Annotated in this window: 15 protein-coding genes; 8 read left to right on the top strand and 7 right to left on the bottom strand. The window is 66.8% G+C overall.

The features are described from left to right. Window position 1: 1 nt before the first annotated feature. Window positions 2-2140: a 4Fe-4S binding protein gene (locus IV112_RS08060; RefSeq protein WP_304002643.1), complete on the bottom strand. Its 2139-nt coding sequence runs from the start codon at window positions 2138-2140 to the stop codon at window positions 2-4. Between the two features lie 212 nt (window positions 2141-2352). Between IV112_RS08060 and IV112_RS08065 the strand changes: the two genes are divergently transcribed. Further along, window positions 2353-3186, top strand: coding sequence for a tetratricopeptide repeat protein (locus IV112_RS08065; RefSeq protein ID WP_304002644.1), 834 nt, complete (start codon window positions 2353-2355; stop codon window positions 3184-3186). Between the two features lie 120 nt (window positions 3187-3306). Here IV112_RS08065 and IV112_RS08070 read toward each other — a convergent pair whose 3' ends face one another. The 3 genes from IV112_RS08070 to IV112_RS08080 all read right to left on the bottom strand — a co-directional run bounded on the left by IV112_RS08070 (window position 3307) and on the right by IV112_RS08080 (window position 5903). Beyond that, window positions 3307-4722 (bottom strand): ATP-binding protein, encoded by a 1416-nt coding sequence (locus tag IV112_RS08070; protein WP_304002647.1) that lies wholly within the window; start codon window positions 4720-4722, stop codon window positions 3307-3309. After that, window positions 4719-5444, bottom strand: a complete 726-nt coding sequence (locus IV112_RS08075) for a response regulator (RefSeq protein ID WP_304002650.1) — start codon at window positions 5442-5444, stop codon at window positions 4719-4721. Before IV112_RS08075 ends, IV112_RS08070 begins: the two co-directional genes overlap by 4 nt. Before the next feature lie 63 nt (window positions 5445-5507). Next, window positions 5508-5903 carry a hypothetical protein gene (locus tag IV112_RS08080; protein WP_304002652.1) on the bottom strand — a complete coding sequence of 132 codons (396 nt, stop codon included), beginning with the start codon at window positions 5901-5903 and terminating at the stop codon, window positions 5508-5510. Between the two features lie 198 nt (window positions 5904-6101). Between IV112_RS08080 and IV112_RS08085 the strand changes: the two genes are divergently transcribed. Both IV112_RS08085 and IV112_RS08090 read left to right on the top strand, forming a co-directional pair. Continuing rightward, window positions 6102-8675 (top strand): glycosyltransferase, encoded by a 2574-nt coding sequence (locus IV112_RS08085; protein ID WP_304002790.1) that lies wholly within the window; start codon window positions 6102-6104, stop codon window positions 8673-8675. A 4-nt stretch (window positions 8676-8679) separates the two neighbouring features. Then, entirely contained in the window at window positions 8680-10230 is a 1551-nt protein-coding gene (locus IV112_RS08090; RefSeq protein WP_304002655.1) for a glucan 1,3-beta-glucosidase, read from the top strand. Here IV112_RS08090 and IV112_RS08095 read toward each other — a convergent pair. Together IV112_RS08095 and murJ are read right to left on the bottom strand one after the other, a co-directional pair. After that, complete coding sequence (locus IV112_RS08095) at window positions 10216-10842, bottom strand: YbhB/YbcL family Raf kinase inhibitor-like protein (RefSeq protein ID WP_304002657.1); 627 nt, start codon at window positions 10840-10842, stop codon at window positions 10216-10218. The two genes, IV112_RS08090 and IV112_RS08095, sit on opposite strands and share 15 nt — an antisense overlap. Before the next feature lie 16 nt (window positions 10843-10858). Next, the gene (gene murJ / locus IV112_RS08100; protein ID WP_304002660.1) at window positions 10859-12397 is read right to left on the bottom strand and encodes a murein biosynthesis integral membrane protein MurJ; all 1539 of its coding nucleotides are present in this window, start codon (window positions 12395-12397) and stop codon (window positions 10859-10861) included. A gap of 143 nt (window positions 12398-12540) precedes the next feature. Here murJ and rpsT point away from each other — a divergent pair, with 143 nt between their 5' ends. Continuing rightward, window positions 12541-12813 carry a 30S ribosomal protein S20 gene (rpsT, locus tag IV112_RS08105; RefSeq protein WP_019917602.1) on the top strand — a complete coding sequence of 91 codons (273 nt, stop codon included), beginning with the start codon at window positions 12541-12543 and terminating at the stop codon, window positions 12811-12813. A 191-nt stretch (window positions 12814-13004) separates the two neighbouring features. Here the strand turns inward: rpsT and IV112_RS08110 are convergent, their stop codons facing one another. Next, window positions 13005-13385 (bottom strand): DUF3579 domain-containing protein, encoded by a 381-nt coding sequence (locus tag IV112_RS08110; RefSeq protein ID WP_304002662.1) that lies wholly within the window; start codon window positions 13383-13385, stop codon window positions 13005-13007. Window positions 13386-14108: 723 nt separating this feature from the next. On the opposite strand from IV112_RS08110, the gene IV112_RS08115 reads away from it, so the two are divergent. From IV112_RS08115 to IV112_RS08130, 4 genes are read left to right on the top strand one after another with little or no spacing between them, the layout of a single operon-like run. Then, window positions 14109-15296, top strand: coding sequence for an aspartate aminotransferase family protein (locus IV112_RS08115; protein ID WP_304002666.1), 1188 nt, complete (start codon window positions 14109-14111; stop codon window positions 15294-15296). A 1-nt stretch (window position 15297) separates the two neighbouring features. Then, on the top strand, window positions 15298-16221 hold the full coding sequence (gene argF, locus IV112_RS08120; protein WP_304002669.1) for an ornithine carbamoyltransferase: 924 nt from the start codon (window positions 15298-15300) through the stop codon (window positions 16219-16221). A 31-nt stretch (window positions 16222-16252) separates the two neighbouring features. Then, window positions 16253-17485, top strand: a complete 1233-nt coding sequence (locus IV112_RS08125; RefSeq protein ID WP_304002671.1) for an argininosuccinate synthase — start codon at window positions 16253-16255, stop codon at window positions 17483-17485. A gap of 18 nt (window positions 17486-17503) precedes the next feature. After that, a complete protein-coding gene (locus IV112_RS08130; RefSeq protein ID WP_008062806.1) occupies window positions 17504-17818 on the top strand; it encodes a pyrimidine/purine nucleoside phosphorylase in 315 nt (104 codons plus the stop codon). Window positions 17819-17825: the final 7 nt, after the last annotated feature.

Genomic DNA, 17825 nt, shown 5'->3' on the forward strand with positions numbered 1-17825 from the left:
CTCAGTTCGTGACGTCCGCCGCCCGCACCGGAACGGGGAACGGCGTCACCGTGCGGCCCTTCTTCGCATACAGCAGCACCGGCGCGCAGCGCTGCGGGTCGGCGTGGATGCCAACGCAGTCCAGACACTGGAAACAGTCGTCGTAGCGGATGTCGCCGCTGCGCTCGATGGCGTCGTACTGGCAGCGGTGGCGACAGGTCTGACAGGGCTTGCCGCATTCGGCGCGGCGCACGAGCCAGTCGAAGCGCCTGAATTTGCCGCCCAGCGCCATCGCGGCACCCAGCGGACACAGGTAGCGACAGAAGAACTTGTAGCTGAAGGCGCCCGCCAGCAGCAGCCCGACCGCCCACGCGACGTAGGGCCATGCGCGATCGAAGCCCACCGTGATCGCGGTCTTGAATGGCTCGACCTCGACCATGCTTTCCGCCAGCCGCGGCGCCAGCGCGGCTGACAGCACCAGTGCCGCCAGCAGTGCGTAGCGGCCGCGGTCGAGCACGCGCGCCAGCGGCCGCGGCAACCGGAGCTGCGGGACGCGCAGCTTCTGCGCCGCGATCGCGACGAATTCCTGCAGCGCGCCGAAAGGGCAGAGCCAGCCGCAGAAGGTGCCGCGACCCCAGATGAAGAAGCTCACGACGGTGAAAGCGATCAGCAGCAGCGACACCGGGTCGTACAGGAAGCTCGACAGGTCCGATCCGGCTGACAGCGTCTTGATCGCGCCGGTGATCTGCACGATGGACAGCTGGCCCTGCGCGTGCCAGCCGATGAACACCAGCGTGAACAGCAGGAAGGCGTTGCGGAACAGCGCGAGCCGCCGGGCGTCGCGCGCCATCCAGTCCGGTTTCGCCAGCACCACGCAGAGCAGGGCGAGCGCGACGCCGATCGCTGCGAGGTCGGGCCACCGGCCCTGCCAGGCGACCAGCCATTCCGGCAGCGGCTGCGGCGGATAAACGAACAGATCGGCGTCCGGCGCGTAGTCGAAGGACACGGTCTGGTGCGTGATGCGCGGCAGCATCATGCCCTTGGCGCGGGTCAGCGTCAGCGTGAGCTGCATCGGCCGCGCCGGGTCCAGCCCGGCCTGGGCATAGATGCGGAACACGCCGGAGGCATTGAAGGCCGGCGCGCCTGCGGGAGCCGGGTGCTCGAACACCAGATCGCGCATTTCGACCGGCAGCCCGCCCTGGGTCAGCGACAGGCTGGGTGGTGGCGTACCCGGCACGAAGCCTTCGTCCAGCATCGCGATGCGGCCTGCGCTGGCGATCCACAGTGCGTGCTGGCCGTCTTCCAGCTTCTTCATCAGATCGGCGTAACGGGCGTCGCCGAGCACGGCGCGGCCCACCGTCGGCGTATTCAGGTAGCCGACGTAGAGGTCGACCAGCGTGGCGTCCGGTTCAGCCAGCGCGACGTCGTCTGCGCCTTCGCCGTCGGTGCCGGCGAACAGCTTTTCGGCCTCAGCGTTGCTGACGCGCAGGTGGCCGATCAGCCCGCGCTTGACCAGCGTGACGAAGTCCAGCCTGTCGAAGACGTCGGCGCGCGCCTGCGCGGCAGGGCCCCGCGCGCCGGGGTCGGCGAAGCCGAGCTTCTCGCGCGCCACCGCGAGGCCGGCCGCCAGCACCGTCTGGTTCACGATGCGTACCGAGGCGGTCGCCTTGGTCACGCCATCGAGCACGACGCGGCTGTCGCTGCCGCCGGCGCGCGTATTGCCATAGGCCGACGACACGGTGATCTCCTGCTTCAGATTGCGGCCGGCGTACTGCTGCACGAATTCCTTCAGCGGCGCTTCGCCCAGACCGCTGAGGAAGACCGGTTCGTGCTGACGCAGCACCTCGACGTCGATGAAGCCACCCTTGCGGTCGATGGCGACCAGCAGGTTCATCGGCGTGCCTTCGAAGCCGGGTATCGGTGCCAGATCGATCGACTCGAACACATAGCCAACCGGTCCGGCCTCCGGTTCGAGTTCGCTGGTGATCGGCCAGACCGGCAGGTCGGCCAGCTTGGGCTGTACGTGCAGCGGCGGCTGGAAGCGGCGGGCGAGATCGTCGTGGCCGAGTTCGCCGGCCAGTGCCGTGCCGCACAGACAGCACGCGAGCAGCAGGGCGCGGCGGACACGCGCGCCTAAGGACGCACAGGAGATCAGGGACATGAAGTCGGTCCGTGTGGGACGACGGGGCAAACGGACTGCACGCTGTTCTGGCGCGCCCCGCAGACGCGCATGCTAATCGGACGCAGCTCGACGCCTGCCATGGAAAATGCCCGAACAAGCGGCATTCGTGAGCGCGCGATGTAACTTAGACTGCGCCGCGCCTGTCACAGGCACGCCCTGCAGAACGGGCGCTTCCGCCCCGGAGAACCGATATGCCCGCATTCCCTCTTGCCCCATCGCTGCGCCGCCTGTGCCTGACGCTGCTTGCCGGCCTGCTGCCGCTGAGCGCATGGGCCATCACCGACGACGACATCGCCGAGGCGGTGCAGAAACCGTCCTGGGGGCTGTACAAGGGTTACGCCGAATTCAAGATGGCGCACTACGCCGACGCGAAACGCATCTGGACCGCGCTGGCCGAGCGCGGCAATGGCGAGGCCTGGTTCAATCTGGGCATCCTCGCCGAGGACGGTCTGGGCGAACCGCAGAATCCGCACGAGGCGCGTCGCCTGTACGAGAACGGCGCCCAGGCGGGCAGCCGCAACTCGGCGCTGCGCCTCGGTCTTCTGCTGCAGGGCGGCAAGCTCGGCCAGCGTGACATCGACGGCGCGCGCCACTGGCTCAAGGTTGCGGCCGACGCAGGTGATCAGGAAGCGGCCACCCACCTTGCCGCGCTGAACGACCCGCAGGGCGGCAGCATCCGCGACCGCGAACTGGCCGAGGCGCGCCGTTTCGAGGCTGAGGGCCGGCACGCCGACGCGGCGGCGATGTACCGCAAGCTGGCCGACTTCGGCGACGTGCGCGGCGTGACGCGGCTGGCCTGGGCCTATGAAGCCGGCCGCGGCGTGCAGCGCAATCTGGCGGAGGCGGCGCGGCTGTTCCGCGTCGCGGCAGAGCAGGGCGAGGCGGAGGCGCAGTACGCGCTGTCGGTCATGCTGGACACCGGCGCCGGGCAGACGCGCAACGCGGACGAGGCGCTGCGCTGGCTGCGCGCTTCGGCCGGGCAGAACTATCCGCCGGCGGTACAGGCGCTGCAGGCGAGGAACTGAGCGGAGCGCGTCTCGCGGTGGGATGAGCGACGGAATTCCGTGAGCGATTCTTGAGAGCTCTGTCGCGGTCAGCAGACCGCTCGCACAGGAAATGCGCTCGCTCCGTCGCCGTCGGCCGGCTTAACCGGCCGGCTTCCGGCCTTGCAAGGGCAGCGCGACGCGCGCCCGCAGGCCGCCCTCGGCGCGGCGCGACAGTGTCACCTCGCCACCCTGGGCGCGGATGACGGCGCGCGAAATGGCCAGCCCCAGTCCGCTGCCGCCGGTGTGGCGGGCGCGCGATGCTTCGAGGCGCACATAGGGTTCGAATACGTGCTCGAGTTCGGCTTCGGGTATGCCCGGTCCGTCATCGTCGATGTCTATTCGCGCTTCGCCGTCGGTCGACGACAGCGTCACGCGGACGCGGCCACCGCCATAGCGGCGCGCGTTGTCCATCAGGTTGGCGAGCGCGCGGCGCGTCAGCGCCGGGCGCAGCACGACCGGCTGCGCCAGGCTGCCGCTCACCTCGATGTCCGCACCCAGCGCAGCGATATCGTCGGCCACACCCTCGACCAGCGCGTCGAGCCGGGTCGGGGCGGCGCTTTCCGAGCTGTCGCCGGCGCGCAGGAAGGCCAGCGTATCGTCGATCAGCGTTTCCATCTCGGCCAGGTCGCGCTCGATCGCTTCGCGTACCGGGCTGTCCGGCAACTGCTCAAGACGCAGCCGCACGCGGGTGATCGGTAGTCGCAGGTCGTGTGACACGCCGGCCAGTGCCTGGGCACGCGTCTGTATCAGCGCGCGAAGCGCGCCCTGCATGCGGTTGAAGGCCTGGGCCGCACCGGCCACCTCGCGCGGTCCGCCGGTATCGAGCGGCGCCTGATCGAGATCGCGCGCCAGTCCGTCGGCGGCGCGGGCGAACATCGCCAGCGGACGGGTCAGGCGACGTACCACCCAGACCGACAGCAGGCTCACGGCAAGGGCCACCAGCAGCAGGCCGACGATGATGCGCAGCGGACGGTCCACCGGCGGAGGCGGCGGCGAGTAGCGGAAGGTGAGTACGCTGCCGTCGCTCAGCCTGGCCTGCGTCGACACGTCGATCGCCGGTGGCGATGGCAGCAGTCGCGCCAGCTTGGGCGGCGGCGGCGGGCGCATGGGGTGCATATCGTCGCGCGGCGTCAGCATGTCCTGTTCGCGCCTGACGACCTGGTGCTCGAAGCGCGTGCCCAGCCGTTCGCCGACACGTTGCGCGAAGGCGTCGAAATCGTCCGGCACCGCTTTCGCGTCGTCATACCACGGCTCCTCGAGCGACAGTCGGGTGCTCGGGCTTTCGAGCATGCGCAGCAGCCGATCGCGGCCGGCTGCCGGCGTTTCGTCGACCAGCGCGACCGACTCCGCCAGCCGCGTGGCGGCGTAGTCGCTGCGCATCTGGCGCGACAGGCGCACGCGGTCCTCGACCACCAGCCACAGACCGAGCGCATTGGCGAGCAGCAGGCCGCCCAGCAGCACGCACAGAATCTGACCGAACAGCGTGCGCGGCAGCAGCCGCGACGCCCATGTCAAAGCAGCTTCTCCACCGGGCCGTTCAGCACATAGCCCTCGTTGCGCAGCGTGCGGATGATGCGCGGTTCGCGGCCGTCGTCGCCGAGCCGGCGGCGCAGGCGGCTGATCATCACGTCGACCGTGCGGTCGAAGGGCCCGGCGTCGCGGCCGGCCAGCACGTCCATCAACTGGTCGCGCGACAGCACGCGGTTGGCGTTCTCGGCCAGCGCGTTGAGCATGCGGAATTCGCCACTGGACAGTGGCGTCACGACGCCGGCCTCGTCGACCAGATGGCGGGCGCCGAGATCGAGCGTCCAGCCGGAGAATTTCAGGCCGCGCACGCTGCCGTCGCCATCCGGGTGCTCCGGTGCCCGGCGCAGGATGCTGCGCACCCGCGCCAGCAGTTCGCGCGGATGGAAGGGCTTGGGCAGGTAGTCGTCGGCCCCCATCTCGAGGCCGATGATGCGGTCCAGTTCGTCGCCGCGCGCGGTCAGCATCAGGATGGGCAGGCGCGATTTGGCGCGGATTTCGCGGCACAGCGCGAGGCCGTCGTCGCCCGGCAGCATCACGTCGAGGATGAGCAGGTCGCAGCCGTCGCGTTCGAGCGCGAGGCGCAGTGCGTCGCCGTCGCCGACGGTGCGCACGTCCATCTCCTGCTTGCCGAGGTAGTCGCGCAGCAGTTCACGCAGGTCCGGGTCGTCGTCGACGACGAGGATGCGCGGTTTCGGTGTGTGTCCGTTCATGCCCTTCAGCTTAGCGGCTCGCGTCCGCGCGGTGGGCGATCCGGACAATTCGGGACATTGTGTTTACGCAGTGTTTACAGAGGCTGGTGCGCGCGCCAGCAGCACGAGCAATCCGGCAAGCAGGCCGACGGCGGCGAAATCGGCGCTGTAAAGCACCAGGCCGGCGGCGCCCGCGACGACGGCGAGGCGCGCCACCAAGGCGTAGCGCAGCAGCAGTGCCAGTGCGCCAGCGGCCAGCGCAAGTACGCCGATGCGCTCCTGCATGAAAAGCTGCGGCGCGACGCGGCGCACCAGGCAGCGCCAGTCGTCGGCGCCGCCAGCACACAGGCCGTGCAGCAGGTCGGATTCCATCAGGCCGTAGCGCAGGCCGGCGCTGGCCGCGGCGGTGACCAGCAGTGCGATGAGCAGCGGCCAGCCAAGGCGTTTGCGCAGATCGACAGCAAGGGAAGTGGTGGGCATCGAGGCATTCATCTGTAGGTACTGTCCGTCACGGCTGAACCGCGGATTTTCGCTGTGTTAGCATCGCCGCGCTGCAGCATCGACACCGTCATCCGGCGCCCGGCTGCAGTCCTCACCTTACCGGAAACGCTGCGCCCGGCCCAGCCGGACGACCGACACCGATCTCGCATGAAAAGACAGATTTCCCTTGCCCGCGTCATGATCGCCCTGCTGATCGCAGGTGGCGTGGCGGCGGTGCACTTCGCGCTGTGGGCGGTGACGAACCGTCCGGTCAGCGTGGTCGAGCCGCTGGACTACATCGACGGTTTTTCCTACAGCCCTTACCGGCGCGACCAGACGCCGCTCAAGGGCGTGTATCCGAGCTACGCCGAGATCGAGCAGGACATGAAGCAGCTCGGCGGCATCGCGCACCGGGTGCGTACCTACAACTCGACCGAGAATCCGGAGGTGTCCGATCTGGCGGGGCAGAACGAACTGCGCGTCACCGCGGGCGCCTGGCTGGACCGCGACAAGGTGAAGAACCGGCGAGAGATCGGTGCCGTGCTGGCGGATGCCCGGCTGCACGAGAACATCGACCGCATCATCGTCGGCAACGAGGTATTGCTGCGCGACGACCTGACCTTCCCCGAGATGTATGCCTACCTCGACGAGGTGCGCAACGCGACCGATCTGCCGGTATCGACCGCCGAACCCTGGCACGTCTGGCTGAAGAATCCGGAACTGGCGGACCACGTCGATTTCCTCGCCGTCCATCTGCTGCCGTATCACGAGGGCGTGCCGGTGGACAAAGCGGTCGACTACGCGATGGCGCGCTACCAGGAGCTGCTGGACGCCTTCCCCGGCCGCTCCATCCTGATTTCCGAAATCGGCTGGCCGAGCAAGGGGCCGACCATCCAGGCGGCGGTCGCGTCGGAAGAGAACCAGGCGCGCTTCGTGCGCGAATTCCTCTATCGCGCGCTGTGCAAGAACCTCGACTACTTCCTGATCGAAGCCTACGACCAGCCATGGAAGATCGATATCGAGGGCTGGGCCGGCGCCTACTGGGGCGTGTTCAACGCCGACCGCGAGTTGAAGTTCCCGCTCGAAGGCAGCGTGGATCCGAACAGCGGCTGGATTGATGACGCGCTGGTCGCCACCGTGTTCGCGCTGGTGCCGATGCTGCTGCTCTGTCTGGCGCAGCGCGGCATGAGCATCGGCGGCCAGCTTTGGATGTGCATACTGGTGCAGGCTTGCGTCACCGCCATCGTCATCGCCGCCCGCCTGCCGGCCGACTACTACTTCACCTTGCGCGACCTGACGGCGCTGATAGGCCTCGTGTTCGGCGTGGTGCTGACGGCGGGCGTGCTGCTGACCAACGGATTCGAGTTCGCCGAGGTGTTCTTCAAGCCGCGCTGGCGCCGTGCCTACAAGCCGGCTGAGCCGGTGCCGCCGGAACAGCAGCCCTTCGTGTCGGTGCACCTCGCCTGCTGCAACGAACCGCCGGAAATGGTGATCGCCACCATCGACAGTCTGGCGGCGATGGACTACCAGAATTTCGAAGTCATCGTCGTCGACAACAACACCAAGGACGAGGCGCTGTGGAAGCCGGTCGAGGCGCGCATGGCCGAGTTGGGCCCGCGCTTCCGCTTCTTCCATCTGCCGCAGTGGCCGGGTTTCAAGGCCGGTGCGCTGAATTTCGCGATGAAGCAGATCGATCCGCGCACTGCGGTGGTCGGCGTGGTCGACGCCGACTACGTGGTCACCCCCGACTGGCTCAGCGCACTGGTGCCGCATTTCCGCGACCCCAAGGTGGCCGTGGTGCAGGCACCGCAGGCGCACCGCGAGTGGGAGCGCCATTTCTTCAAGCGCATGTGCAACTGGGAGTTCGATGGCTTCTTCCGCATCGGCATGCATCATCGTCATGAACGCAACGCGCTGATCCAGCACGGGACGATGACGCTGGTGCGCCGCTCGCGCCTGGAGGAATCGGGCAACTGGTCCGAGTGGTGCATCTGCGAGGACACCGAACTGGGCCTGCGCCTGCTCGAGAACGGCGACGAACTGCGCTACATCGACCGCGTGTTCGGCCGTGGTCTGACGCCGTCCAGCTTCGCCGCACTGAAGTCGCAGCGCTTCCGCTGGGCCTTCGGCGCGATGCAGATCATGAAGGGCCACTGGAAGGCGCTGGTCGGCAAGAGCAAGCTCTCGGCCGGTCAGCGCTATCACTTCATCACCGGCTGGTTCTCGTGGTTCGGCGACGCGCTGCAGTTCCTGTTCGCGCTGGGCGCCATAGGCTGGACGGCCGCGATGCTGATCTGGCCGAAGATGTTCTCGCTGCCGGTCACCATCATGCTGGCGCCGGTGCTCGGCCTGCTGGTCGCCAAGGCGGCGATGGGGCCTATCCTGTACCGCCGCGCGATGGACTGTCCGTGGGCCGACATAGCCGGCGCGTCGCTGGTGAGCCTGGGCCTGTCGCACGCGATCGCGCGCGGCATCATCGCTGGTATCACGCACAAGCGCGGTGTCTTCCTGCGCACCGCGAAGGGCAAGGCGGAGGGCGGTCTGGCCAAGTTCTTCCAGCCGATACGCGAGGAGATGTACCTGCTGCTGTCGCTCATTGGGGCCGCCAGCGCCATGCTCTACATGCGCGGCAGCGACAGCGTCGAGGTGCTGCTGTGGGTGACCATGCTGGGCCTGCAGTCGCTGCCCTACATCGCCGCGCTGGCCTGCCAGTTCATCGCCCAGCTGCCGGAAAAGCCGCTGCCGGCAGCGTCGGCGACACAGGCAGCCTGACGCGATGATGGAACCGCTGAACCGCGCGCCGCGCTGGGCGCGCTATGCGCTGGCGCATCTGATCGCGCTGGCGCTGATCGCGTTCTGGATCTGGCGCGCCAACCAGCCGCAGCCGCTGGCCGACGTGCCGCCGGACCAGGCCCGTCTGCAGTGCGTGTCGTACGCACCCTATTACCGGCCGGGCGAATCGCCGCTGATTCCCGATTTCCAGGTGAGCCGCGAGCGCATCGACGCCGACCTCGCTCGGCTGGCGCGGATCACCGACTGCGTGCGTCTGTACTCGGTCGATCAGGGGCTGTCCGCCGTTCCCGAGCTGGCCGGTCGCCACGGACTGAAGGTGCTGGTGGGCGCCTGGATAGGCGGCGATCTGAAGAAGAACGACATCGAGCTGACACAGGCCATCGCGCTTGCCAACCGTCACCGCGACGTGGTGCGCGGCCTCATCGTCGGCAACGAGGTGTTGTTGCGCCGCGAACAGACCGAGGATGCGATGCGCCGCTACATCGAGCGTGCCCAGCGCGAAACCGAGGTGCCGGTGACTTACGCCGACGTCTGGGAGTTCTGGCTCAAGCACCGTTCACTCGCGGCCAGCGTCGATTTCGCCACCGTGCACATCCTGCCCTACTGGGAGGACGAGCCGCGGGCGATCGACGACGCGATCACGCACGTGACGGCGGTGATGGACACGATGGCCGTCGAACTGGGCAAGCCGCTGCTGATCGGCGAGACCGGCTGGCCCAGTCTGGGCAAGCAGCGCGACGGCGCGCGGCCGGGGCTGATCGAGCAGGCGCGCTATCTGCGCGAATTCCTGCTGGCGGCCCAGGCGCACGGCTGGCAGTACAACGTGATCGAAGCCTATGACCAGCCGTGGAAGCGCCTGCTCGAAGGTACGGTCGGCGGGTACTGGGGGGTGCTCGATTCGCACGGCCACGCCAAGTTCGGCTGGCATGGCGCGCTGGCCGAACGCAACGACGGTGCCACGCCGCTGACCGCTGGCGCGGTCGGGCTGGCGCTCGGCGTGCTGATCGTACTGGCCGCGCGCGTGCGTCGTTCGGGTGCTGCAGCGGCTTACGCGCTGTCCGGGGCACTGGCGGGACTGATCGGATGGCTGCAGTGGGAATACCTGTTGCTCGCCTGCCGCAATCCTGCAGAGTGGCTGGCCATGGGCGCGGTAGCACTGGCGGGCAGTCTGGCGTGGGCGCTGTTGCCCTTCGTGATGACCGGTCGTGCACGACCTGCGATGGCGTTCGCCGTGCGTGTGCTGCTGTTCGGCCTGGCCGGCGGCGGCCTGTTGCTCGCGGTCGATGGTCGCTACCGCGATTTCCCCTTCCTGCTGTTCGTGCTGCCGACCGTTCAGTTCGGTCTGGCTGCGCGCTGGGCCGGTTTCGACGTGATGCCGCGACTGCCCGAGGCGCGCGTTTTCACGCTGATTGCGGTGGCCGGCAGTGTCATCGCTTGGCTTGTCGACTGGCGCAACCCGCAGGCGTTGGGCTGGGCGCTGATGGCCGCCGTGCTGGCGGCCGCCTATCTGCAAAAGCGCTCAGCAGCGGACTGAAGGGTTCAGCGCGTACAGACCGGTCAGGCTCGCCTGGCCGAGCACGTGGCCCTGCATCGCCTGTTTCACGACATCGAGCGTAAGCCGGCCGTCTGCCGGAAGGCGTTCGACGTCCAGCGCGTAAAGCGTGAACACGTAGTGATGGACGATTTCGTCGTTCCACGGCGGGCAGGGGCCGTCGTAGCCATGGTAGTCGCCGGTCATCTGCGCGTCGCCGGCGAACCACGCAGTGTAATCGTTGATGCCCTGGCGGGTGCCGCGCGGACCGGCCGGACCGGGCTTGCCGCAGGCGGTGACGGCCGACGAGAACTCGCCTTCGGCGATTTCGCCGGTCGGTGCGAGGTCGACCAGTATCCAGTGCGTGAAGTCGCAGCGCGGCAGCGAGGCGGGCACGGTGCGGCCTTCCTGGTTCACGTCGTCCGGCCGGGTCGGTACGTCGGGGTCGTGGCAGATCAGTACCAGCGAACGCGTGCCGGCCGGCAGATCGGACCAGGCGAGGTGCGGGTTGCGGTTGTCGCCCAGTTGCGCGTGACCCTTGCCGTCGGGGATGCAGAACGCGTTGTTGCCCGGGATGCGGGTACCGTCGGCAAAAGTGTTGCTCGTCAGTTTCATCTAGTCAGCTCCTCGTTCAGGACGCCGCGCGACGCGAAAAGTCGCGCAGCCGGAAACCCAGTGCGAACAGCACGGCGAAATAGGCACCGGCGCCTGCTGGCACCAGCCAGCCCAGGTGCAGGATGCGTTTGAGCGTGCCCATCTGCAACCAGTCACCCGGTACCTGCGCGCCGAAGTACAGCACCACGCCCATCGCTGCAAGCGCAGACAGCATCTTGAGCCAGAAGCTCCGCCAGCCGGGTGCCGGCGTGTAGGCGCCGGTGCGGCGCAGGCCGTGGTAGAGGAAACCGGCGTTCACCAGCGATGCCAGCCCGATGGACAGCGCCAGCCCTGCGTGTGCCAGCGGGCCGATGAAGACGAGGTTCATCAACTGGGTCAGCACCAGCACGCCGAGCGCAATCTTGACCGGCGTGCGGATGTCTTGCCGCGAATAGAAACCGGGTGCGAGCACCTTCACAAGAATCAGTCCGGTCAGGCCGACGCTGTAGGCGAGCAGCGCCTCGCGCGTCGCCAGCACGTCGTGGGCGGTGAACTGGCCGTGGTGGAACAGCGTGGCAATCAGCGGTGTGGCGAGTAGCCCCAGTGCGAGCGCCGCCGGCAGCGTAAGCATCAGCGTCAGGCGCAGGCCCCAGTCGAGCAGCGAGGAAAATTCGCCTCCGTTGCCGTCGGCGTGACTGCGCGACAGCGAAGGCAGCAGTATGGTGCCGAGCGCCACGCCGAGCAGGCCGGCCGGGAATTCCATCAGACGGTCGGCGTAGTAGAGCCAGGACACCGAACCGCTTTCGAGGAAGGAGGCGAAGATGGTGTTGATCAGCAGTGAAATCTGCGACACCGACACGCCCAGTATCGCCGGCAGCATCAGCTTGAAGATGCGACGCACACCGGGATCGTGCAGGTCGAGCCGCATCCGCGGCAGCATGCCGATGCGCATCAGCGCCGGCACCTGCAGCGCCAGCTGCAGCGCGCCGCCGATGAACACCGCCCAGGCCAGCGCCAGTACCGGCGGATCGAAATACGGCGCGGCGAACAGGCTCATGCCGATGAAGCTTAGGTTGAGCAGCACCGGCGTGAAGGCGGGAATCGCGAAGCGGCTGAAAGTGTTCAGCACGCCGCCGGCCATGGCGACCAGCGACATGAACAGGATGTAGGGGAAGGTGATGCGGGTGAGCGTCACCGTCAGGTCGAACTTGTCGGCGTCGGCGGCAAAGCCGGGCGCGGATATATATATGATGAGCGGCGCGGCGACGATGCCGATCGCCGTGACGACCGCGACCACCAGGGCGAGCAGGGTCGCGACGTGGTCGATCAGTGCCCGCGTGTCGTCGACGCCGCGCCGGTTGCGATATTCGCCCAGTATCGGCACGAAGGCCTGCGAGAAGGCGCCCTCGGCGAACATGCGACGCAGCAGGTTGGGCAGACGGAAGGCGACGAAGAAGGCGTCGGTGGCGGCGCCAGCGCCGAAGGCCCGGGCGATGAAGAAATCGCGGACGAAGCCGAGGATGCGCGACAGCAGCGTCATGCTGCTGACGGTCGCGAGTGCACGAAGCAGATTCATCAGGCGATGCGTATGGAGAGACAGCGCGCACCTTACCAGAGCCGTGCGGGCTGTCGGCCACGCGATGCGCCGAACTGGGTCTTGCACCGGCAACCCATAGTGCGTATACTCGCGCGTTTTCCCGAACACCCAACCGCAAGAACATGGCCAATTCCGCACAAGCACGCAAGCGCGCCCGTCAGGCGAACGTTCGTCGTGATCACAACATGAGCCAGCGCTCGGAGCTGCGCACCGCCATCAAGAACGTTCGCAAGGCCATCCTGGCTGGCGACAAGGCAGCTGCGCAAGCCGTGTTCGTGCAGGCCCAGACGACGATCGACAGCATCGCCGACAAGAACATCATCCACAAGAACAAGGCAGCTCGTCACAAGAGCCGTCTGTCCGGTGCGATCAAGGCGATGGGCGCCGCGGCCTGAGTTCCGCAGCCTGACCCGCCGGCGGCCATCCAGGCCGCAGCAATAAAAAAGCCGACCCGATGGTCGGCTTTTTTATTGCCTGTGTCTTGCGGGCACTGACAATGGGCAATGCTTCTTCGTCGGCGCGGATGTCTGGCGGACGTATTCCGGACGGGGTCCGCCATACGTCCGAATCGCACGCCGACAGGGCTTCAGATCTCTGCGGCGCCGGTTTCGTAATCGACACGCAGATCGTTGTCGCGCGCGAAATGCATCAGGAAGTTGTAGGCAAGCGGTTCGAGTTCGTACAGGCGGGCATCGACAAACACGCACTTCTCGCCGGTGATCCAGCAACCGGGGCGCACGTACGGTGAGTAGCGCATCTTGCGCTGGCTGCCGAACGAGGACATGACGCCGCACAGGCGGTCGGACCAGTCGCTGGGGCGGAAGGTGCGGCCCTTGCTCGTGGCGCCGATGATCGTGAAGCTGCGCGCGCGGCGCGGGTCGTCCATCTGTTTGCGCACCAGGCTGTCGTTGGCGGGCGGGAGAGGGGCTGCGGCGTCGCCGTCGTGTACATGCGGAATCGCGCTCATGTTCGGGTCTGTGGCCTCGGGCAGTTCTGTGTTCGGTCCGGCTGCGTCGCACATGGCAGGTGGTGCGGCTGCAGCCGGGGTGGTGCTTCGCTCAGTTATAGAGGTAAAACAGGGCTCTTTTTTATCTTTAAAAACAAGGTTTAGCTGTTGTAAAGCTAATGTTCTGTTTCTATACTCGCGCTATCCCTATGAGGAGACGGCGCTTTATGCTCAATTCCAGCCTCAGATCCAGGCAGTCCAAAGTACTTGGCAGTGTGTCGTCTCCGGCGCCTCGGGCTCAGATGGCCCGATTCGGTTTCAGGATCCGTACGCGAGGCGGCGTGCTGATCGACAACCTGTCCATACCGGGCGCGAGTGCCGAAGAGGCCGAACGCAAGTTGCGACAGATCTATATGGGCTGCTCGGTCTTAGCACGCTTTGTGCCAGACCCGCAGATCGGGCCCGGTGCCGCCCGCGGGGTCGGCTAAGTCCCTGCCGCAACGGATGTTCGCAGCCCGGTACGGGCTGGGGGGCGGGCGACCGCGCTGCTGCGCCGTCTGCCGCGCGAGGTGACAATGTGCGCCGCAACATGAGCGGCGCCTGCTACACAGCGCGCGGGCTTTGAACTAAAATCGTCCTCTCATCAAGCACGGCGGCGCGAGCCGCCGTGCTTTTTTCGTTTTCCGCATCACGCCGCCAGCAGGCGTGCCGTCGATGCGGCAGCAGGGTCACGGAGCTGTTTCGATGACGCATCTGATGAATACCTACGGCCGCCAGCCGGTCGCCTTCACCCACGGCAAGGGCGTACGGCTGTATGACGAGAACGGTCGCGAGTACCTGGACGCGATGGCCGGTGTTGCCGTGAATACGCTGGGCCACGGTCATCCCGATCTGGTTCAGGCGGTGTCGCGGCAGGCGGCGGAGATGATCCACTGCTCCAATCTGTACCGCGTGCTGGCACAGGAAAAGCTGTCGGACCGTCTGGCCGAACTGTCCGGCATGGACGAAGTGTTCTTCTGCAATTCCGGTTGTGAAGCCAACGAGGCGGCGATCAAGCTCGCCCGTCTGTACGGCCATCAGCGCGGCGTCGAACTGCCGGGCATCATCGTGATGGAGCACGCCTTCCACGGCCGCACGCTGGCCACGTTGTCGGCCACCGGCAACCGTAAGGTGCAGGCCGGTTTCGAGCCGCTGACGCCGGGCTTCCACCGGGTGCCTTTCAGCGACATCGCCGCGGTGCGGGCGATCGCCGAGCACACGCGCAACATCGTCGCCGTGCTGTTCGAGCCGGTGCAGGGCGAGGGCGGCATCCATGCCGCCGACCTGGCTTACATGCGCGAACTGCGCACGCTGTGCGACCAGCAGCAATGGCTGTTCATGGTCGACGAGGTGCAGTGCGGCATCGGTCGCACCGGCAGCTGGTTTGCCTTCCAGCACGCCGGTATCGAGCCGGACGTGATGACGCTGGCCAAGGGCCTGGGCTCGGGCGTGCCGATCGGCGCCTGCCTGGCGCGCGGGCCGGCGGCCGGTGTTTTCAAGCCCGGCACTCATGGTTCGACCTTCGGTGGCAATCCCCTGGCCTGCGCCGCCGCGCTGACCACGCTCGACGTCGTCGCGCGCGACGATCTGCGCGGCAATGCCGTGCGTCAGGGCGACGCGATCCGCGCCGGCTTCCGTGACGCGCTGAAGGATGTGGCGGGCGTCAAGGACATCCGCGGTGCCGGCATGATGATAGGCATCGAACTCGACCGCCCCTGCGGCGCGCTGGTCGGTCAGGCACTCGAAGCCGGTCTGCTGATCAACGTCACGGCCGACAGCACCATCCGGCTCGTGCCGCCGCTGGTTTTCTCCGACGCCGACAGCCGCGAGCTGGTCGACCGGTTGTCGCCGATCATCCGCAACTTCCTCGCGGGCGCTCAGCTCGCCGCATGAAATGACTGAACCCAGACACTTTCTGCAACTGAAGGATCTGACGCGCGAAGAGCTCGACTACGTGTTCGCGCGCACCCGCTGGATCAAGGACAAGTTCAAGCGCTACGAACAGTACTGGCCGCTGCAGGACCGCACGCTGGTCATGATCTTCGAGAAGCAGAGCACGCGCACGCGCCTGTCCTTCGAAGCCGGCATGCACCAGATGGGCGGCAGCGCGATCTACCTGAACACGCGCGACTCCCAGCTCGGCCGCGGCGAGCCGGTCGAGGACGCGGCCCAGGTCATTTCGCGCATGTGTGACGTGGTCATGATCCGCACCTTCGAACAGACCATCATCGAGCGCTTCGCGGCGAATTCGCGCGTGCCGGTGATCAATGGCCTGACCAACGAATACCACCCCTGCCAGGTGCTGGCCGACATCTACACCTGGATCGAGCACCGCGGCGACCTGTCCGGCCGCACCGTGGCGTGGATCGGCGATTCGAACAACATGTGCCACACCTGGATGCAGGCGGCCGAAATCTTCGATTTCAAGCTGAACATTTCGACCCCGCCGGGCTACGAGGTCGAGGCCGAGCGCGCAGGCGTGGCCGGCAGCCACCACGAGTGCTTCGCCGATCCGATGGACGCCGCGCGCGGTGCCGATCTGGTCACCACCGACGTGTGGACCTCGATGGGCTGGGAAGCGGAGAACGAGGCACGTTGTGCCGCTTTCGCCGACTGGCAGGTCGATGCCGACATGATGAAGGTGGCCAAGGCCGACTCGCTGTTCATGCACTGCCTGCCGGCGCATCGCGGCGAGGAGGTGAGCGCGGAGGTGATCGACGGCCCGCACTCGGTGGTGTGGGACGAAGCCGAAAACCGCCTGCACGCGCAGAAGGCGCTGATGGAATTCCTGCTGCTCGGACGTGTGTCCGGCAGCTGAACCGACGACTCTTATTGAAAGACGAGCAACGATGAGCGACATCAAGAAAGTGGTCCTCGCCTATTCGGGCGGCCTGGACACCTCGGTCATCCTGAAGTGGCTGCAGGATGTGTATCAGTGCGAAATCGTCACCTTCACCGCCGACCTCGGCCAGGGTGAGGAACTCGAACCGGCGCGTGCCAAGGCGATCAAGCTGGGCATCAAGCCGGAGAACATCTACATCGACGATCTGCGCGAGGAGTTCGTCCGCGATTTCGTGTTCCCGATGTTCCGCGCCAACACGATCTATGAAGGCGAATACCTGCTCGGCACCTCGATCGCGCGTCCGCTGATCGCCAAGCGCCTGATCGACATCGCGCGCGAAACCGGCGCCAACGCCATTTCGCACGGCGCCACCGGCAAGGGCAACGACCAGGTCCGCTTCGAACTGGGCGCCTATGCGCTGATGCCGAACGTGAAGGTGATCGCGCCGTGGCGTGAGTGGGATCTGCTGTCGCGCGAAAAGCTGCTGGCCTATGCCGAGAAGCACGGCATCCCGATCGAGATGAAGCACAAGCAGGGTGGCTCGCCCTACTCGATGGACGCCAACCTGCTGCACATCAGCTACGAAGGTCGTCACCTCGAAGATCCGTCGGCCGAAGCCGAGGAATCGATGTGGCGCTGGACGGTGTCGCCGGAAGCGGCGCCGGACGCCGCCGAATACCTCGACCTCCAATTCGAGCGCGGCGATCTGGTGAGCATCAACGGCACCCGCATGCCGGCGCACGAACTGCTGGCCACGCTGAACACGATCGGTGGCAAGCATGGCATCGGTCGCCTCGACCTGGTCGAGAACCGCTATGTCGGCATGAAATCGCGCGGCTGCTACGAAACCCCGGGCGGCACCATCCTGCTGCGCGCGCACCGCGCCATCGAGTCGATCACGCTGGACCGCGAAGTCGCCCACCTGAAGGACGACCTGATGCCGCGCTACGCCAGCATCATCTACACCGGCTACTGGTGGAGTCCGGAGCGCCGCGCGCTGCAGGCGCTGATCGACCACACGCAGCAGACGGTCAATGGCTGGGTGCGGCTCAAGCTGTACAAGGGCAACGTCATCGTCGTCGCCCGCGATTCGAAGACCGACTCGCTGTTCGACCCGACCATCGCCACCTTCGAGGACGATGCGGGTGCCTACGACCAGAAGGACGCCGCCGGTTTCATCAAGCTCAACGCGCTGCGCATGCGTATCGCCGCCAACGCGGCCATCAAGCGCGGCAAGTAATCACAACAGGAAAAGAACATGTCCCAGTTCGACAACATCAGCGTCGTCAAGAAAGCCAATGTGTACTTCGACGGCAAGTGCGTCAGCCACAGCATCCAGTTCGCCGACGGCACCAAGAAGTCGGTCGGCGTCATCCTGCCGGCCACGCTCACCTTCAATACCGGCGCGCCGGAAATCATGGAAGGCGTGGCGGGCAGCTGCCGCGTGCGCCTGAAGGGGGAGACCGAGTGGAAGACCTATGGTGCGGGTGAGTCCTACAACGTGCCGGGCAATTCGTCCTTCGACATCGAAGTGAGTGGCGAGCCCTACCACTACGTCTGCCATTTCGGCTGATCCGCAT

Origin of the sequence: Methyloversatilis discipulorum, from assembly GCF_018780585.1 — a bacterium.
Lineage (GTDB): Bacteria > Pseudomonadota > Gammaproteobacteria > Burkholderiales > Rhodocyclaceae > Methyloversatilis > Methyloversatilis discipulorum_B.